The organism is Streptomyces sp. NPDC037013, from assembly GCF_055607265.1.
In genome coordinates this window covers 569739-595984 of record NZ_JBVJRV010000004.1, presented here as the reverse complement: position 1 = coordinate 595984, position 26246 = coordinate 569739, and the positions used below count along the sequence as shown (strand labels likewise).

The following is a 26246-nucleotide window of genomic DNA, read 5'->3' as shown; positions in this document are numbered from 1 at the left end:
GTGCGGCCTGCGGTGTCACCTTCCTCCGTACGCGCCCGGCGATCACGGTCGCGGGCATGGCCGGCCACCGCCTGAGCTGTTCACGGATCTTCGGCTCGGCCGTGTCGACCATCGAGCCCTTCGGCGTGCGCTGGTACTTCTAGTGCTCCTGGTACTTCGGCGGCGCGTCGTTCGCCACGGTTCTGCGGACGGTGTTCCTCGCGATCCCCAGCTTCCTCGCGATCCTCAACTTCCTCGCGTCGAACAGAACAAAAAGCACGTAAACATCTCCCCGCCGTGCGACCGCGATGCTTCGATACCTGATGGCGGCCAGGTCAAGCCGTGCAGGAGTGACGACGCTCCGGAGGAGGACCGCGTGCCGGAATTCGACTTCGTCATCGTGGGCGCGGGGACGGCCGGCTGTGTGCTGGCGGCCAGGCTTTCGCAGGACGTGAACACTCGCGTCCTACTGATCGAGGCGGGTGGACCGGAGGTGCTGCCCGCGCAGACCTCACCTCCCGCATGGCCGGCCCTGCTCCAGACCCCCGCGAACTGGGGGGACTCCACCGTCGAGCAGTCGGCCACCGGCACATCCGTACATCTGCCGCGAGGACGCGGGCTCGGCGGATCCTCGGCGATCAACGGCATGGTCTTCGCCCGAGGCCACCACTCCGGCTACGACCAGTGGCCCGACCAGGGCGCCGAGGGCTGGGGCTTTGACGATCTGCTGCCGTACTTCCGGCGCAGCGAGAAGGCGGCGGGCCGCGATCCGGCACTGCGCGGGATCGACGGCCCCCTCACCGTGAGTCCCGCCGATCCGCCGCATCCGGTCATCGAGGCGTGCCTGGAAGCGGCCGCCGAGACGGGGTACGCCAGGGCCGCCGACATCAGCGGCGGCCTGGAGGAGGGCTTCGGACTGCCGGACCTCAACATCGTCGACGGCAAGAGGCAGAGCGCCGCCGACGCCTATCTCGCGCCGGCCCTGGAGCGGACCAATCTGACCGTCGTGACCAACGCCCTGGTGCAGCGGCTGCGCATCAGCGGCGGGCGCTGTGTCGGCGTGGAGTACCGCCGCACCCACACCGACGAAGTGACTCTCGCCGGCGCGGGTGAAGTCGTCCTGACTGCCGGTGCCATCGGCTCCGCGCAGCTGCTGCTTCTGTCGGGGATCGGCCCGCACGCCCAGCTGGCCGACGTGGGCGTCGAGACCGTCCTCGACCTGCCGGGCGTCGGCGCCAAGCTCCACGACCATCCGATCGTCAACATCACGTCGAGCGCGGCCCGCCCGTTGCCCCCACGGCGCAACAACCACGGCGAAGCGATCGGTCTCCTGCGCAGCGGCCCCGCCATCGAAGCCCCGGACCTCCAGGTCGTCTTCGTCGACGTCCCCTCCCACCAGACCTCGGACCCCGAGGACGGCTACACCATCGCCCTCTCCGCCGTCCGCCCGTACAGCCGCGGCACGCTGCGCCTGGCAAGCGGCGATCCTGCTGCGCCGCCCGTGCTCGATCCGGGTTACTACACCGACGAGCGTGACCTGGCTGCGGCCGTCGCCGGTGTGCGGCTCGTACGTGAGATCGGCGGGGCCCCGGCGCTCGCGCCGTGGCGTGGCCGGGAGGTGGCTCCCGGGCCGGACGCGGACGACGACGATGCCCTTCGCGAGTTCGTGCGCCGAACCCTCACCTCGTACTGCCATCCGGTGGGCACCTGCCGGATGGGGGCCGACCCTCTCTCCGTCACCGGGCCCGACCTGCGGGTCCACGGCATCGATGGGCTGAGGGTCGCCGACGCCTCGGTGATCCCGTCCATTCCGTCGGCGAACACGGTGGCCACGGTGTACGCCGTGGCCGAACGAGCCGCGGACCTGCTGCGCGGCACCGACTCCAGCGTCGGCACCCTGAGTTGACCCCTTCCCGCCGGCTGACGCCGAGCGGCTTGCGGGCTACTTGCGGGCGGCTTCGCCGAGGGGCAGGCACGAGACGGTTCTTCCCGCAGGCACGGTTCGTGGGCGGCTGTTTCCGCAGTGACGTGAGTGATGTTGCAGAAGCCGTCATCGCCGTCGTCGGCTTGCGCGGCCGCCTCGCTTTGAGCTTGTGTGCGGGCGTGTCCTCGGGCCGAAGTACCGTAAAAAGCGCCGAAGGGCGGGACGGCTTACGTGGACGCGGAGAGCGGTGAGCAGATGGGCGACGGGCGTTTCGGGCGTCGGCGTGGTGCCTCATGAGCACGGCGGGGGGTCCGACAGGGTGCCCGGGGGCGGAGGGCTCGTGGCTGGGGAGGCTGCGGCCCCAGGACGAGACGGTGATCGGCTCGGCCGTCTCCGATCCCATGCTGGTCGCCGAGGCCGTTGCCCGGGTCGGCCGGGCCGCGGCGGGCTGGGCCGTAGAGGCAGGCCGGGCCATGACCGCCCGGCGGAACAATGGCGGCCTCTCCGACGTCCGTTACATCCACTTCCGGCCGCAACGCTTCTACGAGGCCCTGGCGTTGTCGGCCGTCGTCTCCCTGACGGGCGACCACACCCTGCCCTCCGCCCTGCGCGGTGAGATCTCCGTTCTGGTCAAGGAGGCCGTGCCGCGGGGGGTGTCGGTGGACGTGGGGCTACAGGGCGTTCAACTCTTCCACGCGGATTTCCTCGGGAGGCTCTTCGACTGGTGCCGAGCCGAACTGCCCGCGGAAAGCCAGGCCGAGGTCATGCGGCAGATGTCCGCGGACCTGTTCGAGGGGATGGCCGCGCTCAGCGCTCTGATGGCCCAGGAGTTCACGGTCGTTCGGGACCGATGGCTCGCCGGCGCCGCGGCGGCCCGGCAGGAAATGGTGCGGGACATCCTCGCGGGCAGGGACGTGGGCCGGGATCGCGCCATGTCGCGGTTGTCCTACGACCTGACCGTGCACCACCTGGCGCTCATCGCCTGGTCCGACGCCGATTCGGCCAGCGCCGTCGATTCGACCGACGACGTCGATTCGACCGAGGACGCCCATCCGGCCGACGGAGCCGACGATCTCGCGGACGCCGCGACACGGTTGCTGAAGTCCGCCGGATGCTCCTCGATCCTGCTGATACCGACCGGCACGGCCAAGTTGTGGGCATGGGGCGGCCGGGTCGGCGGGCTGCCCGAGCCGGACTCCGACAGGAAGTCCTCATCCCGGAACTGGCGCCTCCCGCCTCACCTGCGGATCGCACTGGGCCGCCCGGGGACAGGTGTCGCGGGCTTCCGCCGCTCCCACCAGCAGGCGCTGGAGGCCGAACGCGCCGGAAGAGCCGAATGGGCCGGAAGAGCCAGGCAGTCCCCTGGATCCCTGCGATCCCTGTACGACTACGCGCGCCTGGAGCTGCCGATCCTCCTGAACGCTCGTCCGGACGCGGCCGGGGAGTTCGTCACCCGGGTGCTGGGACCGCTCGCGGCCGACGACCCGGCGATGGCGGAGCTGCGGATCACACTGAGGGTCTATCTCGATGAGGACCGTGCCGTCTCCGCTGTCGCCGAGCGGCTGCACATCGCCAAGAACACCGTGCTGTACCGGGTCAAAAAGGCCGAACAGTTGCGCCGGCGCTCGGTGAAGGAGGACCGGCTGGCCGTGCACGCGGCCCTCCACTTCGTCGACGTGTTCGGACCGCCGGCACCGAGGCCGGACTGACTTCTGCTCACCGTCACGAAGGCCGGACCGGGCTCTGAGCGCCGCCACAAAGACGAGCGCCATCACAAAGACCGCACTGATCTCTGGTCGCGGTCACAAGAGAGGCACCGTGCCGCTCGGCTTGACTCGCTTCCACCGGGGCGCGGCCCCGGACCCGCACACCGAGGAAGCGAGCATGTCGATGACGACTGCCACCCACCCCACCCACCACGAGTACGGCACGGTCCCCACACGCGAGGAGTTGGTGGAACGCGCCGCCGCGCTCGTACCGCTGCTCAGGAAGCACGCCGCCGAGACCGAGGAACGACGGAGCCTGAGCGAGGCGAGCATCGCCGCGATCACCGAGGCCGGGCTCGCGCGGGTGTGCGTGCCGGTCGAGTGCGGCGGCTACGGCCACGGCATCGGAACCCTCACCGCGGTGGCCGCCGAACTGGGGCGCGGATGCGCCTCCTCCGCCTGGGTGGTGGGAGTCAGCGGACAGATAGCGGTCTCTCCGAAGAGCCCCGCCATCAACTCCGTCCTGTACGGCGCGGGCCCGGACGCATGGTTGTGCGGCTCGCTGAATCCCACCGCCGGCCGGGTGGAGCCGGCCGACGGCGGGGTCCGGCTGACCGGTCGGTGGGGGTACGCCTCGGGCTGCGCACACAGCCGTTGGGCCATGGTGCTGGCGACGGGCACCGCCCCAGACGGTGGCCGGACCGTTCATGGCCTCACCGTTCCGATGACCGACCTGACCATCGACGAGGACTGGTGGGTCGCCGGCATGGAGGGCAGCGGCAGCCACACCATCGTGGCCTCGGATGTCTTCGTCCCGGCCGAACGCGTCATGACCCCCACGGGCGAAAGGACTGCACAGCAGACGATTCTGAGCGGGATCGGCGGATCGGTCATGATGGCGGGCCCGCTGCTCGGTGCCGCGCACGGGGCACTGGACCTGGTCCACGAGACGCTGGCCGCGAAGAAGAAGATCGTCTACAGCCGGTACCCGTCCGCTCCGGAGGCGGTGGTGACGCAGCTCTGGCTGGCCGAGGCGACCCAGCACCTGGACACGGCCCGGCTGCACACACGGCGTGCGGCCGACGCGATCGACGCCGCGGTCGCGTCGGGCACCGCGATGAGCCTCGTGGGGCGGGCCCGCGCCCGTATGGACGTCACCACGGCAGTGGAGAACTGCCGTCAGGCGATGACTCGGCTGCTCGACATCCACGGCGCGAGCGGTTTCGCCCGGGCCAATCCGCTGCAGCGCGCCTGGCGCGACCTGGAGACGGCGAGCCGACACGGCTTCCTCAACACGCAACTGGCCCGCGAGGCTTACGGGCGTGCGCTGCTCGGAATCGACGAGCCCATCGCCACGAACATCTGACAGGTCCGATGCGCCGGAACACGAACGAGCAGGACAGGAGCGGAAATCGAAGATGACGACGAGCACAGCGGGCCGAGCAGAATTCCGGGACGCCATGGCGCGTGTGGCGGCGGCGGTCAGCATCCTCACGACCGACGGGCCGGGCGGCCGCTGCGGAATCACACTGAGCGCCGTCTGCTCGGTCACGGACACCCCGCCGACGGTCCTGGCGTGCGTCAACCGGAGCAGCGCCATGCACGACGTCTTCGTACGCAACAGACGGGTCGCGCTGAACATCCTCGGCGGCGACCAGACAGAGCTGGCGCGGCACTTCTCCGGAGCCACGAAGGTGTCGATGGAGGAGCGCTTCACCTGGGACATCTGGACGCCGACCGCACAGGTACCCGTGCTGCGCGACGCGCCGGTGACGATGACCGGCGTGCTGCGTCAGCAAACGCCGATGGGTTCCCACAGCGTCCTCTTCATCGGTGTCGAAGAGATTTACGTACGAGGCGACGGCGGCGACGGGCTCGTGTACCGCAACCGCGACTTCCACCGGTTGGGCGCCTAGGCGTGTTGCCCCGGGACGTTGGTGACAGGTGCATGGGCTCCACAATCGGCCAGGGATCCGACCACCTGCTGAACGGGAAGCTCACCGGCCAGGGACAGCCCTTTGCCGCTTCCCTTGCCGCAGGCGACAACGCGTTGTACGGGAAGGCTGATGGAGAGGGCCGCACACGGCTACCGTCGGTACATGGACGACGCGACCACGCCTGAGCTGACGGCCAAGCCCCGGCCGGACTACCCGCCGAAAACACCGCCGCCCCCGAAGAAGCCGCCGAATCCCCCGCCGCCTGATCCGCCGACGAAGAAGGCTGTCGCGCGGCCAAGGACGAGCGTCGTCATCCGTGACCGCCGAGCCGGCAACTGGGTTCTGGAGAACGCCCCTTGGTCACCTCGGAAGGCCGCTGAGCTGGTCGTGCGCAAGGTGGGGTCATGGGGCCTTCTGGAGGACAAGTCCGACCGGGCGAAGGCGCTCGCGCACGTGGCGCGGGCGCTCACGGAGTCGGCGCTCACCGACGGGGGCAGGCGCATCACGGTGCACGTGACGGACCGGGGTGACCAGGTCCTCGTGATGACGGTCTCGCACGTCGAGAACGCCCCAGAACCGGACCAGCGTGCCCTCGTCGAGCAGCTCGTCCCCCACGGGATCGCCGAGTGCGGCACGGATGCCGACGGGGACGAACCAGGAGCACGGCGGTGGGCGATCGTGGCCCTTGACGGGCGTCGGCCAGCTTCCTGACGGCAGCTGATCGGCGTCACTGCTGAAGGCTGCGACCCACCACCATCAAGCAGCCTGACGTCAAAGCTGAACCAGCGCGGGCGGGACGATCAGGTGCCGCGCCCGGTGTTCAGCGGCGGCCGTCACCGCGTAGCGGGCGGACCCCTCCGACCAGTCGGACCGCTCCAGATCCCCTTGGCAAGTTGTGCACCGAGGGCACGCCGGATCGAAGTCGGGGAGCAGCTCTGCGTGTTCGCGCGCCATGTGCTCGCCGAGCGCAAACTGGGCGGACAGTCCCGAGTCGAACGGATCGCAATCCACCGCACCCGACGAGGTCAGCTCCGCCTCAGCGACTGCCTCCCGTACGCTGATCATCCGCCGGTAAAGGCTCGTGCACTGGTCGCAGGCCAGGAGCCATGCCGGCGGGATCGGCCACTGCTCGTTGCCGTTCAAGTCATCCGTTGCCATGGCCTGTGAGTCTAGAAGGGATGGCCGGGCGGGGCCTCGCTTCAAGTCAACTGCGGGAGATGTTGGGCGGGAAGCCGGCAAGGCCCGCGCGTCCCCAGCGCTGCCGGCGACCCGCCCACTCCCAGGCCTACACCGTTGCGGTGTCCTCCGGCGCGAGCCTGTACTCGACTTCCTGCCGACCCCATCCCTCGGCAACCTTCTTCAGCGCGGAGGCCGACAATCGGCGACCCCTCGCAGAGCCCCCGGTCAGAGCCCGAGCGCCGTTGAGGCCAAAGCGGTTCCCAGCACTCGCGCCTCGATCTTCGCGAAGGCGAGGTCTCGTGAGGTGGAGGTGTCGTCGGCGAACGGTGAGAAGCCGCAGTCGTCGCAGGTGCCCAGTTGGTCGGCCGGGATGTAACGCGCGGCGAGCAGGACCCGGTCACGTACCTGTTCCGGAGTCTCGACGGTGGCGCTGATCGGGTCGGTCACCCCGACGAAGACACTGATGTCCGGGCGGAGTTGGGACGCGACGATCTCCAGCACCCGTTCGGGATCGGTCTCGCTGGCCAGTTGCAGGTAGAACTTGCCGGCCTTCAGCTGGAAGAGGCGGGGCAGCAGCCCGGCGTAGTCGACGTCCAGGCTGTGGGTGGAGTCGTGATCGCCGCCCGGGCACGTGTGTACCCCGATGCGGGCCCGCTCCTGATCGCTGAACCGGCCGAGAACCTCGTTGTTGAGGGCGATGAAGTCGTCGAGCAGACTCCCGGACGGGTCCAGCTTCAGGGACATGCGCCCTTCCGTGAAGTCGAGCTGGACGCTGTGCGCCCCCGCCTCGAGGCAGCCGCGAATATCGGCCTCTGCTTCGTCGGCGAGATCACGCAGGAACTCCTCACGGGAGTAGCCCTTGATAGGTTCGCCCGGGTAGAGCAGGCTCAGGGCCGACGGTGCGATGACGGCCTGCTTGACCGGGCGGTCCGTGTGCCGCAACGCATCACGCACATAGGTTTCCGCGCGGACCTGGTAGCGGAACGGGCCCGAAGTGAGACAGGGCAGCTGCCGGGTGTGGCCGTCGGCGAACGGGATGACGGCGCCGTTCGGGTCGAGGGTGGTGAGGCCGGTGAGGGGGTAGGTGGCGAAGCTGGGCTTGGCCTGCTCCCCGTCGACCAGGACGGGGCAGTTCAACTGCTCCAGCCTGGTCAGGGTGTCGGCGGTCGCCTTCTCCTGCAAGGACCGTAATTCCGCCTCTGTAAGCCGCCCTTCGGCGTGCTCGGCGAGAGCCGTCTGCAGGTTGCGTGGGCGGGGGATGCTGCCGATCGGCTCGGTGGGAAGAGTCATGAACCGGACCATACGGAGCGCGGTAGGGGCTAGCAAGAAGGCACATGTGTCCAACCCCTGTGAGGCAACGTGCCTGACTTCCACGAGCGCCTTCGCCGGGTCGTCTCCCTTCGCCCAGCGGTGTGACGTGTCAGCGGTCCCTCTGTGATGTGTCCTCAGGCGCTCTCCGCCGGAGGCTGCGAGCATCGGTGAACATGAACGTCAGCAGCGAGCAAGAGCCCAGGGGCGGCGGTCCGGCCTGGGAAGACGATCAGGACTTCGCCGACGCGGACCGGGGCCTTCTCGGCAGGCTCGAGCCCGGCATGGTGCGGGACACGGACGGCAACGTGGTGTGGGACGCGGATGCCTACGGCTTCCTGGACGCGGAGTGTCCGCCCACCGCTCACCCCTCACTGTGGCGGCAGAGCCGGCTGGTGGCACGGCAGGGGCTGTACGAGGTGGTGCCGGGGATCTATCAGGTACGCGGCCTCGACCTGTCGAACATCACCTTCGTGGAGGGCGACCGCGGCGTCATCGTCGTCGACCCTCTGATCAGCGCGGAGGTCGCGGCCGCCGTGTTGGCGCTGTACCGCGAGCATCGCGGCGACCGGCCGGTGACCGCGGTGATCTACACGCACTCCCACGTGGACCACTTCGGCGGTGTGCGGGGTGTGGTGGACGCGGCCGAGGTGGCGGCCGGGCAGGTGCCGGTCATCGCGCCGGTCGGATTCCTCGAACACGCGGCGAGCGAGAACGTCTTCACCGGTACGGCAATGGCACGCCGCGCGAGCTACATGTACGGGGCCTCGCTGCCCAAGGGGCCGGCCGGGCAGATCGGCTGCGGGCTGGGGCAGACCACGTCGACCGGCAGCGTCGGTTTGATCGCGCCCACCTTGGACGTCACCCAGACCGGGCAGGAGGAGACCATCGACGGGGTACGGGTCGTCTTCCAGCTCACTCCGGGCACCGAGGCGCCGGCGGAGATGAACTTCCACTTCCCTGACCTGCGGGTCCTGTGCGTCGCCGAGAACGCCTGCCACACCCTCCACAACGTCCTCACCCTCCGCGGAGCCCTGGTCCGCGACCCGAGCGCGTGGGCCCGCTATCTGACCGAGACGATCCGGCTGTTCGCCACGGAGACCGATGTCGTCTTCGGCTCCCACCACTGGCCGACGTGGGGACAGGATCGTGCCGTCCGCTTCCTGGAGGAGCAGCGCGACGCCTACGCGTACCTGCACGACCAGTCCGTACGGCTGATCAACGCCGGGCACACGGGTGCGGAGATCGCCGAAATGCTGCGCTTCCCTCCCGGCCTGGAACGCGCCTGGCATGCACGCGGCTACTACGGCTCGCTGAGCCACAACGCGAAGGCGGTCTACCAGCGGTACATGGGCTGGTTCGACGGCAACCCCGCCCACCTGTGGCAGCACCCTCCGACGGAATCCGCCCGACGGTACGTGGAGTTCATGGGCGGCGCCGACGCGGTGGTCGCCAAGGCGCGGGCGTCGTACGAGGCCGGGGATCAGCGGTGGGTCGCGGAAGTGCTCGGTCACGTCCTGTTCGCCGAGCCCGAACACGCCGAGGCGCGCGCTTTGCAGGCCGAGACGTTCGAGCGCATCGGCCAGGGCTCCGAGTGCGGACCGTGGCGCAACTTCTACCTCATGGGCGCCGCCGAGCTGCGCGACGGGATCCTGGGCACCCCGACGCGTTCGGCGCCGGACATCCTGGCCGCGCTCACCGCCGAGCAGATCTTCCAGTCGATGGCGGTACGGATCAATGGTCCGCGCGCCGCCGAGGCCGGGCGGCTTGTGCTGCGCTGGGAGTTCACCGATACGGGTGAGGACTGGACCCTGCTGCTGTCCAACGGTGCGCTGACCCCGATGCGGGGTGAGGCCCCGCGCGGTGAACGGCCCGTCGCCACCCTCCGGTTGGCGCGTACCACTCTCGACGCGATCCTGGGCGGCCGTACGACGTTCGCCGCTGAGATCGCGGGCGGCGGGGTGACGCTCGACGGCGACGCCCAGGCGCTGTTGACCTTCGGGGGGCTACTGGACGCCCCCGATCCCGACTTCGCGATCGTCACCCCGTAGCGCCGGGCCGCGTGAAGCCACCCCCGTGGCACTTCATCCCGTGCCGCCGGCGGCTCGCACCGACAGGGCCGCGAGTGCCAGCGCCGTGTCCCGGGGTGAGCCGAGGTCGAGGCCGGTCAGTTCCTGGATCCGGGTGAGCCGGTTGTCGACGGAGTTGGGGTGGAGGCTGAGGGCGCGGGCGGTGGCCCGGCGGTCCTGGCGCTGCGCCAGATGGATGCGGAGGGTCTGGAGGAGTTCGGGGCGGCCGTCCAGCGGGGCGAGGAGGGCTGCGATCCGGTCGCTCGCATCGCTCGGCCGGGACAGGTGGTACTCAAGGAGGACGTCGTCGAGCCGGTGCAGACCGGCCGGCCGGCCACAGGAGCGGGCCACCCGGACCACCTCCGCGACCTGCCGGCCGGCCGCCGGAATGTCCTGTGCCGATTGCGCTCGGGCGCACGCCACCCGTACCCCCGGGCCCGTCGCCTCGCGGAGTGCGTCGAGCAGCCGCGGGGGTGCCTCACCGCATCCGGGGACGACGACATGGCCGCCACCGCCGTCCAGCAGAGCGAGGGCCTCGGCGCCGAACGCACGGTCAAGTGCGGTCTGCGTACGGCGGAGCAGGCGCCGCACCGCCACGGGAGAGAGCTCGCCGGACGGCTCCGGCTCCATGAAGTGCGCGTACAGCACCAGGGTGGGCCCGTCCACGACGAGGCCGCTCGGGTCCGCACCGCCCGCCAGCAAGGCGCGGGCCCGGGAACGGCGTTGCTCCTGTCGTTCCGCGACGAGAGCGGCCTGTTCATCGAGGTAGCTTTCGGTCACGGCGCCCACGACCCGGTCCTCCGCGGTGAACAGCGCCTCGGCCAACTCGGCAAGGGCATCGCGTTCTTCCGGGGCGGCGGTCTCCCGCAGGGCCCGCCACAACTCCCGTACACCCAAGCCGTACGTACGCAGCAGGAGGTGGAGCGGCATGCCTTCCTCGGCGCGCTGGGCGGCGCGCTCCTGGAAGTGTTCCAGGGCGTCCGGGGCCGCTCCCCCGTCGGCGCCGCGCAGGAACAGCCGCATCGCGTGCCGGGCGGTCGCCGCGATCTCCACGTCTTTGACGTCGGCGGGCAGGTTGGAGTAGCCGCGCAACTGCTCGAACACCTCGCGGGCCATACGCCGGGCCAGTTCGTTCACCCTCGGCTCGCAGCGGGCGGCCAGCGCCACCGCGGCCGCGGAGAGACCGGGTGACGCTCTGGGGACCCGCGGTTCTTCTTGCGTCATGATCCACCTCGCCGGCGACTGTGACCCGTCACAGTACCCGGCGCGCACGACTGTGACCCTGACGGATGTCCGCCCGGCCGTTCTGCCTGCAAGATCGGCGCCAGGCCGGTGACGCGACCCCCGAAGGAGCTCCATGTCCGCTATGACACGGCACAACCCTGCGGGGGCATCCACCGGCTCCGGCCGGCAGACCACATGGGTGCTGCTGGCCTTCATGCTGGTCAACTTCGCCGACAAGACCGTGCTGGGGCTCGCCGCGAAACCGGTCATGGACGACCTGGACCTGACCCGGCAGCAGTTCGGCACCGCCTCCGCGGCGTTCTTCGCTCTGTTCAGCGTCTCCGCTCTGGCCAGCGCGCGGGGTCAGGCCATTTCTACGTAGCGGTGGACCCGGTCGAAGCGCCGGGCCGCCAGGTCCCGGTGGCGGATCACCCAGTGGGCCACGCCGGAGTCCAGTTCCGTGACGTCGTCACCGCACCTCCAGGTGGCCAGAAGAGCCCAGTCGCCGGCGTCGTCTCCGTGCGCCACACCGTCCTGCTCGCAGTGGCCGGCCTCCTCGGGCGTACGGGCGGAGTGGACGGGGTCGTTCTGGGGCGAGACCGGATGGCCGCCGATCTGCACGACCCAGGAAGGGCGGTAGCCGCCCACGTGCGCCCAGGCGTCACTGAGTTCATCGGCGAGATCGAACTGCTCGTCCTCGGGGAAGGCACCCCATCTGTCGAGGGCGAAGCTCTCCGGCATCTGCGCGCTCGGCTGGTGCCAGACCGTGCGCAGTTCACGCGGCTGGTACGGCTCGCGCCAGCTGTGTTCGAGGACGGTCGGGGTTGTGGGCGTCCCGGCGGGGACGTACAGGACCGCATCGGCCACCTGCCCGTCGCCCTCCTGCACATCGGTGCCGGAGAAGAAGAGCAGGTGGCCGTCGGCGGGCAGGGGAAGGTGGGTCACACCCGGCGGGAGGGCCGCGAGGTCGACGGAGACCACGAAGGGGTCGGACGGCTTCGGCACGCCGTGCGGCAGCAGGGGGTTGCCGCCGACCCGGGCCACGAGCGGGCCGTCACCGCCCTCGGCCAGGTACACGGCCGGCAGGGCGCCACGTATCCATTCCTCCACCTCCTCCGATGCCAGACCCCGGGACGTCGCCTCGGCTCGGAAGCGGTGCAGTGCGTCCACGATCTCGTCGGTCACCGGGCCACCCTAACGGGACCATGGGCGGGCGGTGACAGAGCCCAACGCCCCTAGGAGTAAAGGACGTTGCGCTCATGGCCCCGCCTCCCGGCCACGGGCCGCCCTGCGTCGATCACGGTCACGCCGGGAGAGGACACGTCATGGAGTCCTCGTGTCACTTTCGCCAGAACAGGTGGTGCGCCACGCCGCTCGGGCTGGGCACGACCTCGAGGTGGAACCGGTCGAGCAGCTCATCGGGGGACTCCCACAGCCTCAGACCGGATCCGAGCTTCACCGGCGAGACCGCCACATGCAGGGTGTCGACGAGGTCGGCGTCGAGGAACTCCCGGATGATGGTGACTCCCCCGCCGAGTCGGACGTCCTTGCCCTGAGCCGCCTCCCGGGCCTGCTCAAGGACCGTGGCCGGGTCGCCGCCGACGAAGTGGAACGTGGTGTCGGAGAGCGTGAACGAAGGACGCTTGTGGTGGGTCATGACGAACACCGGGGTGTGGAACGGGGGCTCGTCACCCCACCAGCCGCGCCACTCATGGTCCTGCCAGGGCCCGCGCTGGGGACCGAACTTGTTGCGGCCCATGATCTCGGCACCGATGTTGTTCGCGTAGTCCCGCGTCAAGTAGTCGTCGAGGCCCCTGCTGCCCCCGGGCTCGGTACGCATGGGCCAGCTGGCCGTGGCGCCGGCCCACGAGACCAGCTCCCCCGGATCGACACCGTGACCGAACGGGTTCTCGAGGGTCTGGTCCTCACCGGCACCGATGCCGTCGCTCGAGACGTTGAAGTTCTGGACTTTCAGTAGCTGGGCCACGTGTTTCCTCCTGCGTTGTCTATGGCAGTGGTGTGACTCTCCCGGGCGCAAAAAATCATCGCTGCGCCATGACTGGCCAGGATCCCGTCGCCCGGCGATCCGGCCGCCCGGCCATCCGGCAGTCCAGACCGGTCCGCCTTGGTACTCGCGTAGGCGCTCGCGGAGGGCCGGGTTCCCCTCTGGGCAGTTCTGGAACCCGCAGTTCGGAGTCTGCGGACAACGTCAAGGAGGCCGTCCAGTGGCCCTATCCGGTCAACGTCCTCACCCAAGTCGCCGACGACACTTGGAAGCTGAACCGCGGGACCGGACCGCACAAGACACAGGCCGCATCAACAGTTGAAGGATGGCCCGACCGTAAACCCACCCTGGGACCACCCGCGTTCATGACTTGTTCGTATAACGTATGTCGACCATCGCTCAACGGATCATATCCGGCCAACATCCAGCCAAAATGCTGACATGTACCTGGTTGGAGTGACACTCTTCCCCGCAACACGCTGCACGTACGGCATCACGCTGCACGCCCGCATCGCGTCTTTTTTCTGCTCCGGGCGGCACTCCATGCCTCCCGGACCCCCACAGATGGAGTCCGCGTGACCTCTGACATATCCCGTAAGCGCTCGACGCTCGCGATCGCCACCGCAGTTGCCGCCGGAGCGCTGCTCACGGCCGGACTGAGCACCGGCGCCTACGCCCAGCCGGAGAAGGACGACGCGCCGTCCGGCTCTCCCGTCGCCCTCTCGGCGTCGACCCGCGCAGGCCTCCTCCAGGACGCGAGCGCCGAGAGATCCGCGACCGCCGAGCGGATCGGCCTGGGCGCCAAGGAGAAGCTCGTCGTCCGCGACGTCGTCAAGGACGCCGACGGCACCACGCACACCCGCTACGAGCGCACCTACGACGGCCTGCCCGTCCTCGGCGGCGACCTCGTCGTGCACACCGCCAAGGGCGGCGAAGTGAAGGGCGTCACCAAGGCGACCGAGGCCACCGTCAAGGTCGCCTCCACCGACGCGAAGCTCTCCAAGGGCGCCGTCGCCAAGTCCGCCGAGTCCACGGCGGCGAAGGCGAAGACCGCCGAGGCCGACGCGCAGTCGCCGCGCAAGGTGATCTGGGCCGCAACCGGCAAGCCCGTCCTCGCCTACGAGACGGTCGTCACCGGCACGCAGAAGGACGGCACGCCCAGCAAGCTCCACGTCATCACGGACGCCGCGACGGGCAAGAAGCTGTACCAGTACCAGGCCATCGAGAACGGCACCGGCAACAGCCAGTACAGCGGCAAGGTCACGGTCGGCTCCAAGAAGGGCACCAGCGGCTACGAGCTGACCGACAAGGCCCGCGGCGGCCACCGCACCTACGACCTGAAGCACGCGGAGAGCGGCTCCGGCAAGCTGTTCAAGGACGCCAACGACGTCTGGGGCAACGGCAAGCCCTCGAACGCGCAGACCGCCGCCGTCGACGCCGCCTACGGCGCCCAGCTCACCTGGGACTACTACAAGTCGGTGCACGGCCGCAGCGGCATCAACGGTGACGGCAAGGGCGCGACCTCGCGGGTCCACTTCAGCAACAACTACGTCAACGCCTTCTGGGACGACAGTTGCTTCTGCATGACGTACGGCGACGGCGAGGGCAACAAGAAGCCCCTCACCTCGATCGACGTCGCCGCCCACGAGATGACGCACGGCGTCACCTCGGCCACCGGCAACATGGAGTACAACGGCGAGTCCGGCGGCCTGAACGAGGCCACCTCGGACATCTTCGCCGCTGCCGTGGAGTTCAAGGCCAAGAACCCCAAGGACGTCGGTGACTACCTCATCGGCGAGAAGATCGACATCAACGGCGACGGCTCGCCGCTGCGTTACATGGACAAGCCGAGCAAGGACGGCGCCTCCCTGAACAACTGGAGCGCCAACGCCGGCAACGTCGACGTCCACTACTCCTCGGGCATCGCCAACCACTTCTTCTACCTGCTGTCCGAGGGCAGCGGCAAGAAGCGGATCAACGGCGTCCAGTACAACTCGCCGACCGCCGACGGCTCCAAGGTGCTGGGCATCGGACGCGCCAAGGCCGAGAAGATCTGGTTCAAGGCCCTGACGACGTACTTCACGTCGACCACCGACTACAAGGCGGCCCGCAAGGGCACGCTGAAGGCGGCGAAGGACCTGTACGGCGCGACTTCCACCGAGTACAAGCGCGTGGCCGCCGCCTGGACCGGCGTCAACGTGAAGTAACCCTCGGTCAGTGACTCAAGGGGCGGCGTCCGAACCGGACGCCGCCCCTTCCGCATTCACCGCACGGGTCGACGCAGCCGACGCGCTACGGGAATCGGGCATCGAGTCGGCGTGACCGCCGCGTGTCGCTGGCCCCGGCCCCGGCCACAGCACCGTGTTCTCCGTGCGGACGCGGACGACGAGCCACGGGGTGTTGGCGATGGTGAAGAGCGTGGCGGTGATCCATGCGGTGTGGACGAGGGGCAGGGCGATGCCTTCGAAGAGGACGATGAGGTAGTTGGGGTGTCGCATCCAGCGGTAGGGGCCGGTGGTGACCAGTGGCAGTCCAGGTACGGCGACGACACGGGTGTTCCATCGGGGGCCGAGCGCCCTCATGCACCAGGCGCGGCCTGCCTGTACCAGGATGAGGGCGGCCAGTGCCGGCCAGCCGATCGCAGGGACGAAGGCGCGGTCGGTGAGAGCGACCTCCGCGACGGTCCCGACGAGCAGGCAGACGTGAAGGGTGACCATGACGGGGTAATGGCGTTGCCCGTACTCGATGCCGCCATGGGCCATGGCCCAACGCGCGTTACGGCGCGCGCTCGTCAGTTCGACCAGGCGCACGACGGCCATGATGGTGATGAGAACGGACAGGCTTACGGGGATCGTTGCCCAGCCCAGAGACATGTCGGATCGGCCTTCTCACTCTTCGATCCCGGACCGTGGAATTCTCGTCCTATGCCGTCGCAAGTCGGTTGCGGCGTTCGGTCAGGGCGCGGTATCTGCCGGCGCGGTCCGCAGCTTCCTCCATGTGGGCGGCGATCTCCTCCTGGGCGAGCTGTCCGGCCGGGGTGACACCGGTCGCGTCCAGAACGCCGAGCATGCGGGCGAAGGGAAGGGCGATGTCCCTGTAGTAGACCTCCGGGGAGAGGATGCCCGACCTGGCCATGGAGCTGATCAGCCGCCCGAAGCCCGGTGCGGCGTGGCCAGGTGGACGAGACGTCTTGAGGACTTTGGCCACGGCCTGAAGCGTTCGGTCGGGGTGCATGCGCATACACGCCTGGAGGGCGGTCCGGTAGAAGAGCATGTGCCGGTTCTCGTCGTGGGCGATGCGCTGCATCAGGGCCTCGCATGTCGGTTCGTCGCAGAGGCGGCGGATTCCCTGGTAGCTGACGCGGGTGCCGAGTTCCTGGAGGGTGACGTAGACCAGGGAGGCGATGAGGTCGCCGCGGTAGTCGATCTCGTAGCCCTGCTGCACATGCGCGGCACGGGCGTCCTCCAGATGCACCGGATCGACATTGCGGGTGACCACGAGGTAGTCGCGGATGGCGGTGCCGTGCCTGGCCTCCTCCACGGTCCATCGGTGGACCCAGACACCCCAAGGGCCGTCGAGCGACAGCATTTCCCCGATCACCCGGTGGTAACTGGGCAGGTTTTCTTCGGTGAGCAGGTTGTAGAGGAGCCCGTCCCGGGCGGCCGCGTCGAGTTTCTGGTGGGAGGGGTCCCATGGCTCACCTTCGAGGAGGCCGTCGTAGTCACGGCCCTGGCTCCAGGGGACGTACTGGTGCGGGTACCAGTCGGCGGTGGTGCGGAAGTGGGTGTCGAGGGCGTCGGTGACCACTGGTTCGAGGTCGAGCAGAATGCGTACGTCTGCGGGGATGGCGGGCACGATCCGAGGCACCTTCTTTCTCGTGTGGTGCGGTCAGCAGCTTTCGTCGGGGGCGGCTCCCTACCAGCGGAGCAGGACCAGTTCGATGGCGAACCCCGGCCCCATGGCGGCGACCAGGCCGGGGGCTTGCGCGGGAGGCGGGTTTTCCATGGCCGCGTGCAGGATGTCCAGTACGGAGACGGACGAGAGGTTGCCCCGCTCGGCCACGGAGTGCCGGGTGAGCGCCAAGGCGCCGGACCGCAGGCCCAGGGCGCGCTGGACAGCGGTGAAGACCTTCGGTCCACCGCCGTGGATGATCCAGCTCGTGATCTGATCCGGCGTCAGCGCGTGCCGTTCGAGGAGGGGTTGGACGGCCGCGGGCAGGTGCTTCTCCGCGAGCACCGGAACCTCGGGCGACAGGAGGATCCGGAAACCGTGGGAGCCGATGTCCCAGCCGAGGACGTCCTCGGTGCCGGGCACCAGCAGGCTGTGGGTGTCCACCAGTTCAGGGCCGACGGGGTCGGCGTCCCGGTCGGCTCCGACGGCCACCACAGCGGCCGCGCCGTCCCCGAAGAGACTGCCGGCGACGACGTTCGCCACGGATCCGTCCTTGAGCTGATACGCCAGTGTGCACAGTTCTACGGCGAGCAGGACGGCCACTTGGTCGGGGTGCGCCAGCAGGTAGTCGTGCAGCCGGGCCAGACCTGCGGCGCCTCCGGCGCAGCCGTTGCCGAAGAGCGGGATACGTCTGACGTCCGGACGCAGCCCCACCCGATGGGCGAGCCGAGCCTCCAGCGACGGCACGGCAAGCCCGGTGACGGTGGTGCTGATCACCGCGTCGACCTCCTCCGGCCGGACACCCGCGGTGCGCAGCGCGCCGGTCAGCGCCTGTTCCCCCAGGTCCATGGCGGTGTCGAGCCATACGCGGTTCTGCTCGGTGAAGTCCTCGCGGCGGGCGAGATCGACGAGCTTCTCCAGCGGGAGGGACAGTGAGCGCGTCTCCACACCCGAGTTGGCCTGGATGTTGCGGAGCACCAGAGCGCCCGTCTCGGACTCCCGCAGCGTCGTGCGGGCCAAGGCGGCCAGGATCTCTTCCTGCCGGTATACGTACGGCGGGAAGGCCGTCTGGATGGACGCCACCCGTGGTGCGGCAGCAACAGTGGCAGCCGCCGGCTGCCGGGTACGGCCATGTGTCGTCCGACGCATCGACTTCAGCTTCCGCTTTCTTCACAGGTGTACCGGGTTCACGGGTGTACGGGCTTCGCGGGTGTACCGGCTTCACGGGGGTACTGATCGACAGCGTCTACGTCCAGCATCCGCCGTACGCTTCGGCCGGCTCACACTAGGAAGCCGTGAACAGGAGAACGGCGTTCTGGCCACCGAAGCCGAAGGAGCAGCTGAGCCCCGCGTCGCCGCGTGTGGGACGGGGATGTCCGGCGACGATGTCCAGCTTGTGGTCCCCGTCCTGGCCCTCGAAGTTCGCCACCGGCGGGATGGCCGCATGGCGCAGCGCGAGAACCGTGTACACCGCCTGGATCGCCGCGGCCGCTCCCAGTGCGTGCCCGATCACGCCCTTGGCCGCGGTGACCGGCGGCCCGGAGTCACCGAAGACGCGGACGAGGGAGCAGGCCTCGGCCGCGTCGTTCAGCGGGGTGGAGGTGCCGTGCGCGTTGATGTGACCGACGTCCTCGGGCCCGCACCCGGCGTCGGCGAGAGCGGTGCGGATGGCGCGGACCGCGCCATCGCCCTGTGGGTGGGGGGCGACGGCGTGGTACGCGTCGGCACCGGCACCGTAACCGCGCAGCAGCGCGAGGACGGGAGCCCGGCGGGCCCGAGCCGCGCCGGCGCGTTCGAGGACGAGGATGCCGGCGCCCTCGCCCAGGAGGAAGCCGTCACGTCGCGCGTCGAACGGCCGGCTGGCCAGTGCCGGTTCCGCCGTGCGCCGGGACAGCGCCCCCATGCGTGTGAAGCACGTGGCCGTCATGCGCGAGCGGGCCGACTCGCTGCCGCCCGCCAGCACGATGTCGCAGGTACCGGAGCGCAGCAGGTCCCGGGCCACTCCGATCGCGGTGGCGCCCGACGCGCAGGCACTGGCGGTGGTGAAGTTGGGGCCGCGCACCCCGAGGTCGATGGCGACCTCGCCCGCGGCCATGCTCGGGACACTGCGCGGGAGCGCGAGGGGCGAGACCCTCTCCGGCCGCCCGTCGCCGAGGTGGCCGAACTCGGCGACGTACGTACTCAAACTGTTCGATCCCACCCCCAGCACGACACCGACGCGGTCCGCATCCCAGGCGCCACTGCCGAGACCCGCGTCCGCGACGGCCCGCCGGGCGGCCACGAGGGCGAACTGGATGAATCGGTCCTTGCGTCGCACCGAGGCCCGGCCGACTTCGTTCTCGGCCTCGAAGTCCGTCACACGGCAGGAGAAGTCGACGGGCAGGCCCGCCAGTTCGGGATCCGGTGCGGCCAGTGAGCGCCCTCGGTTCAGGGCCGCCCAGTTCTCCTCCACCGTGTGCCCGGCCGGAGTCACCAGCCCCAACCCGGTGACCGCGATATCAGCGCGCATTCTCGAACGCCCGACCCGCCTCGCCCAGGGTCGAGGACGGGCGCAGGTCCAGAGCGTTCTCGGGCAGGACGATCCCGTACTCCTCTTCCGCCGCCACGACCAACTCCATCAGTGACAGCGAGTCCAGGTCGAGACTTGCAAAAGTCGTGCTGCCGGAGAGCTGATCAGCTTCCACCTTTACGTCAAGGTATCCGGTCAGCAGGGCCACCAACTCCTCGGGAAGGGCCGTCTCCGCCCCGCCTTCTGCGGTCCGCGTCATGCCTGGGTCTCCTGTTTCCTCGCTGCGAGAGGCCGGCGGCGCTGCCCGCATTCGTCGGTTTCTGGCTGTTCTGCCTGCCACTTGCGCGTCGCTGTGTGAACGCCGACGAGGGCTGCGAGGAACGACCTGTCACTCGTTCGCGCCAGTAAATAAGGAGAGTGGTCGGGGTCGGCCTGAAGTTGGCGGCGGCTCGCCGGAAGACGAGGGTGCCGTGCCGGGCACTGTCAGGTGCAGCGCCCGGCACGGCCGGTGTGGGCTTGCTCAATCGGGCGGGGGCTCAGTCGTTCTCGTGCGCGGTGATGAAGGAACGCATCTTCGCCAGTGCCGTGGTGTCGGAGATGATCGTGAAGTGGCTGGGTGCCATCGGCCCGCTCATGAGGTAGTTCTCGTCCGCGCCGACCAGCTTCGCGGTGTCCGTCGGGGTGGCGTTGTAATCCGCGGTCGACCTGATCGTGAGGTAGTCGATCTTGTCGTTGGACGGGACCTCGGAGGGGTTGTTGAGCGCCTTGAGGAACGGGGTGTTCGGGGAGGCGAACTGCTGGCAGGACACGTACCACTGGCAGCCGTTGTTGGCGGTGCCGTGCTGCGGTCCGGCGAAGCCGATGTACTGGGAGACCTTGTCGGCGCCGTCGAGATTCTTGATGTAGTACCGGGCGGCCAGGGTGGAGGCGGACCAGGTGGCGAGGACGACCTTGTCCGCCCCGGTCTGGCTGCGGACCTGGTCGACCTTGGCGGAGAGCTGCTGGGCGGCCTTGGCCAGGTCCTGGGTCATGGAGCTGCTGTCGGTCCAGGTGAACAGCCGGGCCGCGGGCCAGCCGTTGGTCCGGAGGTTGGACTTCATGCGGTCCATGTTCGAGGGGGAGCCGGTCATGCCCGGGATCATGATGACGGGGTCGTGTCCGGCGGCGGTGGGGGCCGGCTGGGGCGTTGCGCCGGAGGCCTGGGACGCGAGGCCCAGCAGGCTCGTGGTCAGCAGCGCCGCGATGGAGGCGCTGAACAGCCGCCGCGCGCGGGCTGATCGCCGGTCGCCTGCGGTGCGCGTCGATCCCGTCCCGGTGGACCTCAGGGGTGGAAACAGCATGGAGACGCTCCTTACCCGTCGCACGTTCACTGAGCGCCGATAGGCGGCTCGCGCTCAGCGTGACGTCGGCGGGGTCGTGGGGTGGTGTGACCCTGAGCAAGCTAGAACCACCCGCCGCGGCGGTGAGATGGGTGCGGAGCACGTCTTTTGCTCCCCGTTGTGTCCACTCCAGCCATTACGTCTCAGCCGCGCTGACCGGGATTCGCGCGACGCCGGCGTCCTGAGCTGCGTGGGCGGGCCGAGTATGCGCTGCGTACATGTCCAGTGCCCCGTAGGTGTGCGCTGCTCCTCTCGTGAGGGCCGTTGGAGGCGGCATACCGTCGGAAGCGGTTCGGGGGCTGCCCCTGGCCGGTCGCCCCGCTGTGTGCCTCCCCCGTATCTCCACTCCCTGCACCGTGAGGGTGCACGTCACCTCATATATCCGCTCATATATCCGCCCAGCTCCTGGAGGACAGAAATGACCCGGTTCGGAATCGTCGGCGGCGGGCTCATGGGGCACGGGATCGCTGTGGCCCTGGCTCAGGCCGGGCACCGTGTCGTCGTGTACGACGCGGACCCCGCGACCCTGGCCTCGCTCGACGAGCGCGTCGTGCGCGTACTCGAACGCCGCGCCATGCCGACGGGCGACATCGGGCCGGTCACCGCACGTGTCACCACGGCGAAAACCCTCTCTGACCTGGTGCTGCGCGTCGATGTGGTGATGGAGGCCGTCCCCGAGCGTCTGGACGTCAAGCATCAGGTCCTCGAGGAGCTGGAAGCGAAGATTCCGGCCGTGCTGCCGGTGTGGTCGAACACCTCGGTGCTCTCGCTCACCGAAGTGGCCAAAGGCATGCGATACCCGCAGCGGCTGGTGGGGGTGCACTGGTGGAACCCGCCCTACGTCGTCCCGCTCGTCGAGGTCGCTCCGGGCGCTGAGACGGACCACCGGTACGCGCAGGAGGCGTGCGACATGCTCAACGCGATGGGCAAGACGACGGTGCGCCTGCACCGCGACGTGCCGGGGTTCATCGGCAACCGGCTCCAGTTCGCACTGGTACGGGAGGCACTGCACCTGGTGGAGCAGGACGTCTGCGACCCGATGACGATCGACACGGTCATGCGGGCGAGTCTAGGTCTGCGCTGGTCGGCCGTGGGCCCCATGGAGAACGCGGACTTCATCGGCCTTGACCTCACCAAGAACATCCTCGACAGCCTGGCGCCCCACCTGTCGACCGAGGTCACCTTTCCCGCGCTCGGCAAGCTCCTCGCCGCCGGACAGCGAGGCCGCGCCTCCGGAGGAGGGTTGCTGACCTGGCCGCCCGGGCGGGACGAAGAAGTGGCGCAGCGCCTCGACAGCGGTATCCGCCGCAATCTCGTCGAACCGTAGAGCTCGCACACCGGCCACCGGGCTTCCCGGGAGGGAAGGAGGAACGGCGTTGAACAAGCGGCTCGTTCAGTGTCGAACCCGGTGCCTCGGCCGCCGAGCGGCACCATACTTGCCGGGCGCCGAGAGCACGGTTCGACGGAGGATCGATGGTGGGCACCTACGGCATGTCGTTCTTGAAACTGCTGCTCAATGACACCGACATCGACGCCTTCGACGAGATCCTGGCCCGGGCCCGCAGCGCGGGTGAGCCGACCGACCGGCTCGACCTGCTGGCGGAGGAGCGGGCGATCGCGCTGCGGCTGCGGGAAAGGCTCATGCGCCATCGCCGCAACGAGGCGGAGCTGCAGCTGCTCAACGACACCGCGAACGACCTGGCGTCCCTGCGGGATCTGGACTCCATCCTCCAGGCGATCGCCGACCGGGCACGGCGGCTGCTGGACTGCGATCTCGCCTACATAAGCCTCAGCGACCGCGGTCGCGGCGACAGCTACATCAAGGCGGCCGCGGGCAACATCTCCGGCCTGCTGCGCGAACTGCGGCTGCCGGTCGGGAGCGGCGTGGGCGGAATCGTGGCGCGAACCGGCGAACCCTACGCCGTCGCCGCCTACCTCACCGACCAGTCCTTCGCCCACACCACCGAGATCGACAGAACGGTCGCCGCCGAACGGATCGAGTCCCTACTGGGGGTACCGGTCAAACTCAATCAAGAGGTGATCGGGGTTCTGCTGGCCGCACACCGCAGTCAGCGCGAATTCAGCAGCCGGGACATCAGTGTGCTGATGATGCTCGGCTCGCACGCGGCGGTGGCCATCGAGAACAGCCGCCTGCTGAGCGCCGCGCAGCAGGCGGTGTCGGAGCTGCGGGTCGCCAACGACACGATCAGCTCCCACATGGCGGACCTGGAACGCACCGCGGAGGTCCATGAGCGCCTCACCCGCTTGGTCATCCAGGGCAATGGCGTCGACGAAGTCGTCCAGGCGACCGCGACCGCGGTCGCCGGCACGGTGGTCGTCCTCGACGAGGAGGGCGGCATCGTCGCGCACTCCGGCGGCCAGGAGACGGTACCGGCCGACGAAGTGGGCCGGCTCAGTGCGGACGCCTGGCAGGCCGGACACACGGTGATCCGCGGGACGCGGTGCGCGGTTCCCCTGATCACCGAGTCCGAGCCTCTGGGCACGATCGTCCTGAGCGCCGCCGCGCAGGTCGACGCCACCGACCGGCGCATCCTGGAGAGGGCCGCGCTGGTGGCCTCTCTGGTGCTCGTCACCCGCAGACGCATGGCGGAGGCCGAAGCGCGCGTGCGCGGAGAACTCCTGGGGGATCTGCTGGCCGCGCACGACAAGGACTTCGACCTCCTGCGGCACCGGGCCGCCCTGCTCGGCGTCGACCTCGCCGCCTGCCGTACCGTCGTGGTGGCCCGGGTCGACGACGAACCACGCGAGCGGGTCTACGCCGCCACCGCGGCCATCGCCCGGCGCTCCCACGGTCTGGCGACCTTCCAGCGCAACACCGTCATCCTGCTGTTGCCGGGCGACGACCCCGAGGCCGTGGCGCGGCACGCCGTCGATGAACTCTCGCGGACCTCGCGCCACCCCGTCACCGCCGGCACCGCGCGAGTCGCAGACATCACCCGCCTCGCCGCCGCCTTCCGCGAGGCGGACAACTGCCTGCGCGCCCTCATCGCCCTGGGCAGGACCGGCGAGATCGCCGACACCCGCGGACTCGGATTCGTCGGAGCCCTCTTCAGCGGCGAACCGGCCACCGCCTCCTTCATCGATTCGGTCATCGGTCCGGTCATCGCATACGACCGCACGCACCACTCCGACCTGGTCCACACCCTCGACACCTACTGCCGTACGGGTCAACACGCCCGCAACACCGCACAGTTGCTGCATCTGCACGTGAACACCGTCACCCAGCGCCTGGGCCGGATGAGTCAGCTCCTCGGTCCCACCTGGCGCGACCCGGAACGGCTCCTGGAGATCCAGGTCGCCCTGCGGCTGCTGAAAGTCAGCAAGCACTGACCTGGCCCCGCGCGTCCCACACACGTCGCGGGCGGCCCTTATGTGGGCCCAGCCCATACCGTCCGCGGCGGCACGCTTCGTAGCCTTTGCGCCTCTCGCCACGAGACACGAGCGACGGAGACGCCATGAAGAAAGCCATCGCCGCGACAGGGCTCGTCTGCGCTCTGGTCAGCGGCACGCTCCTGTTCCCGGCACACGCCGCCCGGAGACCGACCGGTTGCAGCGACCTGCGGGGCCTGCGGCTACCCGCCTCGGTGATCGGGCTGCCCACCACGGGCGGTGAGGTGAGCGCGGCGAGCACCATCGCGCCCACTGACGGCGGGACTTCGGCTGCCGGACCGTACTGCCGCGTCGAGGCCGTCATCCACCCCGTGGCCCCCCGGGCTCCCGACATCACTCTGCGCCTCGCCCTGCCGCAGCAGTGGAACAAGAAGTCGATGATGTTCGGCGGCGGTGGCTACGACGGCACCATCCCCGATGTCGCGGGCAACGTCCCCTTCGGCCCGACCGACCGGCCGCGCCCGCTCAGCCGCGGCTACGCCACCTACGCCGGCGACTCCGGCCACCGGGCCGCGCCGGACTTCGAACCGACCACCTCCCTGGACGGCTCCTTCGGCGTCAACGACGAAGCCGTGCGCAACTTCGCCGGTGACGCGCTGAAGAAGACCCATGACGCCGCCCGCTTCATCATCCGCGCCCATTACGGCGCCGACCCCGCCCACAGCTACTTCGCGGGCGGCTCCAGCGGCGGGCGCGAGGCCCTCGCCGTCGCCCAGCGGTGGCCCACCGACTTCGACGGCGTCATCGCCGCCTACCCCGCGTGGAACGCCACCGCCCTCAACCTCTTCTTCGGGTACGAGGCCCAGCTCCTCTCCCGCCCCGGGGCCTTCCTCGACCGGGCCGAACAGGACCTGCTGTACCGGGCCGTCATCAGGTCCTGCGACGGCGACGACGGCGTGCGCGACGGCGTCATCTCTCACGAATCAGGCTGCCGCTTCCAACCCCGCACACTGCGCTGCCCGGCCGGCAAGGACACCGCGGACACCTGCCTCTCGGACCGCCAGATCCACGCCGTCGAGGCTCTCTCCTCTCCCCTGCGCTGGAAGCACCACCTGGCCAGCGGCGAAACCGGATATCCCGGCTTCCCCTTCCTGTCGGGCGCCGACATGACCACCCCCCTGCTGGGCATGGGCGCCCGGGCCCCCGGCCACCCGATGCCGAAGGACAGCGGCTACGGCGTCCAGTTCTGGGACCAGTGGGTGAGGTATTTCGTCACCCGCGACCCAGCGCACGATCCCCTGACCGTGGACCCCCGCCACCCCGGCGCGTGGCAGCAACGCATCAGCCGTCTCTCCGCCCTTCAGGATGTCAACGACCCCGACCTGCGCCGCTTCGCGCAGGCAGGCGGAAAGCTCCTCGTCCTGCACGGCACCGCCGACGAACTGGTCAGCCACCGCTCCACCGTCGACTACTTCCGGCGCGTCCAAAGGCTCATGGGCCCACGCGCCACCCGCGACTTCGCCCGGCTCTACCTCATCCCCGGCGCCAACCATGCCAATGTCGACGCGTCCTTCGCGGCCGGCTACGACTCACTGAGCGCACTGGAGCGCTGGGCAGAAGAGAACAAGGCACCTTCACGGCCTGTCGTCACCGACATCGGCCCCGCCGGCAACGGCCGTACCCGGCCGCTGTGCGCCTACCCGTCCTGGCCGCGTTACCGCGGCCACGGCGACCCCGCCTCCGCACACAGCTTCACCTGTCACAGCACGTGATCAGGAACCTGAT

At 69.6% G+C, this 26246-nt stretch carries 22 protein-coding genes and 1 pseudogene; 11 read left to right on the top strand and 12 right to left on the bottom strand.

Annotated elements, in window-relative coordinates; genetic code table 11:
* Positions 1 to 28 precede the first annotated feature (28 nt).
* Positions 29 to 259, bottom strand: a pseudogene (locus ACZ7DY_RS17200) (hypothetical protein); the annotation flags it as partial.
* Positions 260 to 355: 96 nt separating this feature from the next.
* Here ACZ7DY_RS17200 and ACZ7DY_RS17195 point away from each other — a divergent pair.
* The 5 genes from ACZ7DY_RS17195 (at position 356) to ACZ7DY_RS17175 (ending at position 6257) form a co-directional block, all read left to right on the top strand.
* Positions 356 to 1885: a GMC family oxidoreductase gene (locus ACZ7DY_RS17195; protein ID WP_471135861.1), complete on the top strand. Its 1530-nt coding sequence runs from the start codon at positions 356 to 358 to the stop codon at positions 1883 to 1885.
* Between the two features lie 392 nt (positions 1886 to 2277).
* Positions 2278 to 3612, top strand: coding sequence for a PucR family transcriptional regulator (locus ACZ7DY_RS17190; protein WP_471135858.1), 1335 nt, complete (start codon positions 2278 to 2280; stop codon positions 3610 to 3612).
* A 175-nt stretch (positions 3613 to 3787) separates the two neighbouring features.
* Positions 3788 to 4975 carry an acyl-CoA dehydrogenase family protein gene (locus tag ACZ7DY_RS17185; protein ID WP_471135856.1) on the top strand — a complete coding sequence of 396 codons (1188 nt, stop codon included), beginning with the start codon at positions 3788 to 3790 and terminating at the stop codon, positions 4973 to 4975.
* Between the two features lie 52 nt (positions 4976 to 5027).
* The gene (locus ACZ7DY_RS17180; RefSeq protein WP_471135854.1) at positions 5028 to 5525 is read left to right on the top strand and encodes a flavin reductase; all 498 of its coding nucleotides are present in this window, start codon (positions 5028 to 5030) and stop codon (positions 5523 to 5525) included.
* Positions 5526 to 5708: 183 nt separating this feature from the next.
* The gene (locus ACZ7DY_RS17175; protein WP_471135851.1) at positions 5709 to 6257 is read left to right on the top strand and encodes a hypothetical protein; all 549 of its coding nucleotides are present in this window, start codon (positions 5709 to 5711) and stop codon (positions 6255 to 6257) included.
* 60 nt (positions 6258 to 6317) lie between these two features.
* Here ACZ7DY_RS17175 and ACZ7DY_RS17170 read toward each other — a convergent pair whose 3' ends face one another.
* Together ACZ7DY_RS17170 and ACZ7DY_RS17165 are read right to left on the bottom strand one after the other, a co-directional pair.
* Complete coding sequence (locus ACZ7DY_RS17170) at positions 6318 to 6704, bottom strand: hypothetical protein (RefSeq protein WP_471135849.1); 387 nt, start codon at positions 6702 to 6704, stop codon at positions 6318 to 6320.
* A 246-nt stretch (positions 6705 to 6950) separates the two neighbouring features.
* Positions 6951 to 8015, bottom strand: a complete 1065-nt coding sequence (locus tag ACZ7DY_RS17165) for a cobalamin-independent methionine synthase II family protein (protein ID WP_471135846.1) — start codon at positions 8013 to 8015, stop codon at positions 6951 to 6953.
* A 194-nt stretch (positions 8016 to 8209) separates the two neighbouring features.
* On the opposite strand from ACZ7DY_RS17165, the gene ACZ7DY_RS17160 reads away from it, so the two are divergent.
* A complete protein-coding gene (locus ACZ7DY_RS17160; RefSeq protein WP_471135843.1) occupies positions 8210 to 10084 on the top strand; it encodes an alkyl/aryl-sulfatase in 1875 nt (624 codons plus the stop codon).
* 33 nt (positions 10085 to 10117) lie between these two features.
* Here ACZ7DY_RS17160 and ACZ7DY_RS17155 read toward each other — a convergent pair whose 3' ends face one another.
* Entirely contained in the window at positions 10118 to 11326 is a 1209-nt protein-coding gene (locus ACZ7DY_RS17155; protein ID WP_471135841.1) for a PucR family transcriptional regulator, read from the bottom strand.
* Positions 11327 to 11459: 133 nt separating this feature from the next.
* On the opposite strand from ACZ7DY_RS17155, the gene ACZ7DY_RS17150 reads away from it, so the two are divergent.
* Positions 11460 to 11708, top strand: a complete 249-nt coding sequence (locus ACZ7DY_RS17150) for a hypothetical protein (RefSeq protein WP_471135839.1) — start codon at positions 11460 to 11462, stop codon at positions 11706 to 11708.
* On the opposite strand, the gene ACZ7DY_RS17145 is transcribed toward ACZ7DY_RS17150, so the two are convergent.
* Both ACZ7DY_RS17145 and ACZ7DY_RS17140 read right to left on the bottom strand, forming a co-directional pair.
* Complete coding sequence (locus ACZ7DY_RS17145; protein WP_471135837.1) at positions 11690 to 12511, bottom strand: DUF1963 domain-containing protein; 822 nt, start codon at positions 12509 to 12511, stop codon at positions 11690 to 11692. The genes ACZ7DY_RS17150 and ACZ7DY_RS17145 overlap by 19 nt on opposite strands.
* Before the next feature lie 154 nt (positions 12512 to 12665).
* On the bottom strand, positions 12666 to 13313 hold the full coding sequence (locus ACZ7DY_RS17140) for a dihydrofolate reductase family protein (protein ID WP_471135834.1): 648 nt from the start codon (positions 13311 to 13313) through the stop codon (positions 12666 to 12668).
* Between the two features lie 593 nt (positions 13314 to 13906).
* Here ACZ7DY_RS17140 and ACZ7DY_RS17135 point away from each other — a divergent pair.
* Positions 13907 to 15538: a M4 family metallopeptidase gene (locus ACZ7DY_RS17135; protein ID WP_471135831.1), complete on the top strand. Its 1632-nt coding sequence runs from the start codon at positions 13907 to 13909 to the stop codon at positions 15536 to 15538.
* 15 nt (positions 15539 to 15553) lie between these two features.
* Here the strand turns inward: ACZ7DY_RS17135 and ACZ7DY_RS17130 are convergent, their stop codons facing one another.
* From ACZ7DY_RS17130 to ACZ7DY_RS17105, 6 genes are all read right to left on the bottom strand, one after another.
* Positions 15554 to 16150 carry an isoprenylcysteine carboxyl methyltransferase family protein gene (locus ACZ7DY_RS17130; protein ID WP_471135829.1) on the bottom strand — a complete coding sequence of 199 codons (597 nt, stop codon included), beginning with the start codon at positions 16148 to 16150 and terminating at the stop codon, positions 15554 to 15556.
* A gap of 103 nt (positions 16151 to 16253) precedes the next feature.
* Positions 16254 to 17186 carry an acyl-ACP desaturase gene (locus tag ACZ7DY_RS17125; RefSeq protein WP_471135826.1) on the bottom strand — a complete coding sequence of 311 codons (933 nt, stop codon included), beginning with the start codon at positions 17184 to 17186 and terminating at the stop codon, positions 16254 to 16256.
* Between the two features lie 60 nt (positions 17187 to 17246).
* Positions 17247 to 18305 (bottom strand): type III polyketide synthase, encoded by a 1059-nt coding sequence (locus tag ACZ7DY_RS17120; RefSeq protein WP_471135823.1) that lies wholly within the window; start codon positions 18303 to 18305, stop codon positions 17247 to 17249.
* 202 nt (positions 18306 to 18507) lie between these two features.
* Positions 18508 to 19731 (bottom strand): beta-ketoacyl-[acyl-carrier-protein] synthase family protein, encoded by a 1224-nt coding sequence (locus ACZ7DY_RS17115; protein WP_471135820.1) that lies wholly within the window; start codon positions 19729 to 19731, stop codon positions 18508 to 18510.
* Positions 19721 to 19990 carry an acyl carrier protein gene (locus ACZ7DY_RS17110; RefSeq protein WP_471135817.1) on the bottom strand — a complete coding sequence of 90 codons (270 nt, stop codon included), beginning with the start codon at positions 19988 to 19990 and terminating at the stop codon, positions 19721 to 19723. The genes ACZ7DY_RS17115 and ACZ7DY_RS17110 overlap by 11 nt, the downstream gene beginning before the upstream one ends.
* Before the next feature lie 277 nt (positions 19991 to 20267).
* Positions 20268 to 21071, bottom strand: coding sequence for an esterase/lipase family protein (locus tag ACZ7DY_RS17105; protein ID WP_471135814.1), 804 nt, complete (start codon positions 21069 to 21071; stop codon positions 20268 to 20270).
* A gap of 457 nt (positions 21072 to 21528) precedes the next feature.
* On the opposite strand from ACZ7DY_RS17105, the gene ACZ7DY_RS17100 reads away from it, so the two are divergent.
* The 3 genes from ACZ7DY_RS17100 to ACZ7DY_RS17090 all read left to right on the top strand — a co-directional run bounded on the left by ACZ7DY_RS17100 (position 21529) and on the right by ACZ7DY_RS17090 (position 26233).
* Positions 21529 to 22437 (top strand): 3-hydroxyacyl-CoA dehydrogenase family protein, encoded by a 909-nt coding sequence (locus tag ACZ7DY_RS17100; protein ID WP_471135812.1) that lies wholly within the window; start codon positions 21529 to 21531, stop codon positions 22435 to 22437.
* A gap of 146 nt (positions 22438 to 22583) precedes the next feature.
* The gene (locus ACZ7DY_RS17095; protein WP_471135809.1) at positions 22584 to 24461 is read left to right on the top strand and encodes a helix-turn-helix domain-containing protein; all 1878 of its coding nucleotides are present in this window, start codon (positions 22584 to 22586) and stop codon (positions 24459 to 24461) included.
* A gap of 125 nt (positions 24462 to 24586) precedes the next feature.
* Positions 24587 to 26233 carry a tannase/feruloyl esterase family alpha/beta hydrolase gene (locus ACZ7DY_RS17090; protein WP_471135806.1) on the top strand — a complete coding sequence of 549 codons (1647 nt, stop codon included), beginning with the start codon at positions 24587 to 24589 and terminating at the stop codon, positions 26231 to 26233.
* The last annotated feature ends 13 nt before the right edge of the window (positions 26234 to 26246 follow it).

Coding starts and splice junctions, on each gene's coding strand:
- ACZ7DY_RS17185 (WP_471135856.1), top strand. CDS start 3,788: ATGTCGATGACGACTGCCACCCACCCCACCCACCACGAGTACGGCACG.
- ACZ7DY_RS17180 (WP_471135854.1), top strand. CDS start 5,028: ATGACGACGAGCACAGCGGGCCGAGCAGAATTCCGGGACGCCATGGCG.
- ACZ7DY_RS17175 (WP_471135851.1), top strand. CDS start 5,709: ATGGACGACGCGACCACGCCTGAGCTGACGGCCAAGCCCCGGCCGGAC.
- ACZ7DY_RS17170 (WP_471135849.1), bottom strand. CDS start 6,704: ATGGCAACGGATGACTTGAACGGCAACGAGCAGTGGCCGATCCCGCCG.
- ACZ7DY_RS17165 (WP_471135846.1), bottom strand. CDS start 8,015: ATGACTCTTCCCACCGAGCCGATCGGCAGCATCCCCCGCCCACGCAAC.
- ACZ7DY_RS17160 (WP_471135843.1), top strand. CDS start 8,210: ATGAACGTCAGCAGCGAGCAAGAGCCCAGGGGCGGCGGTCCGGCCTGG.
- ACZ7DY_RS17155 (WP_471135841.1), bottom strand. CDS start 11,326: ATGACGCAAGAAGAACCGCGGGTCCCCAGAGCGTCACCCGGTCTCTCC.
- ACZ7DY_RS17150 (WP_471135839.1), top strand. CDS start 11,460: ATGTCCGCTATGACACGGCACAACCCTGCGGGGGCATCCACCGGCTCC.
- ACZ7DY_RS17130 (WP_471135829.1), bottom strand. CDS start 16,150: ATGGCCGTCGTGCGCCTGGTCGAACTGACGAGCGCGCGCCGTAACGCG.
- ACZ7DY_RS17115 (WP_471135820.1), bottom strand. CDS start 19,731: ATGCGCGCTGATATCGCGGTCACCGGGTTGGGGCTGGTGACTCCGGCC.
- ACZ7DY_RS17110 (WP_471135817.1), bottom strand. CDS start 19,990: ATGACGCGGACCGCAGAAGGCGGGGCGGAGACGGCCCTTCCCGAGGAG.
- ACZ7DY_RS17105 (WP_471135814.1), bottom strand. CDS start 21,071: ATGCTGTTTCCACCCCTGAGGTCCACCGGGACGGGATCGACGCGCACC.
- ACZ7DY_RS17100 (WP_471135812.1), top strand. CDS start 21,529: ATGACCCGGTTCGGAATCGTCGGCGGCGGGCTCATGGGGCACGGGATC.
- ACZ7DY_RS17095 (WP_471135809.1), top strand. CDS start 22,584: ATGGTGGGCACCTACGGCATGTCGTTCTTGAAACTGCTGCTCAATGAC.
- ACZ7DY_RS17090 (WP_471135806.1), top strand. CDS start 24,587: ATGAAGAAAGCCATCGCCGCGACAGGGCTCGTCTGCGCTCTGGTCAGC.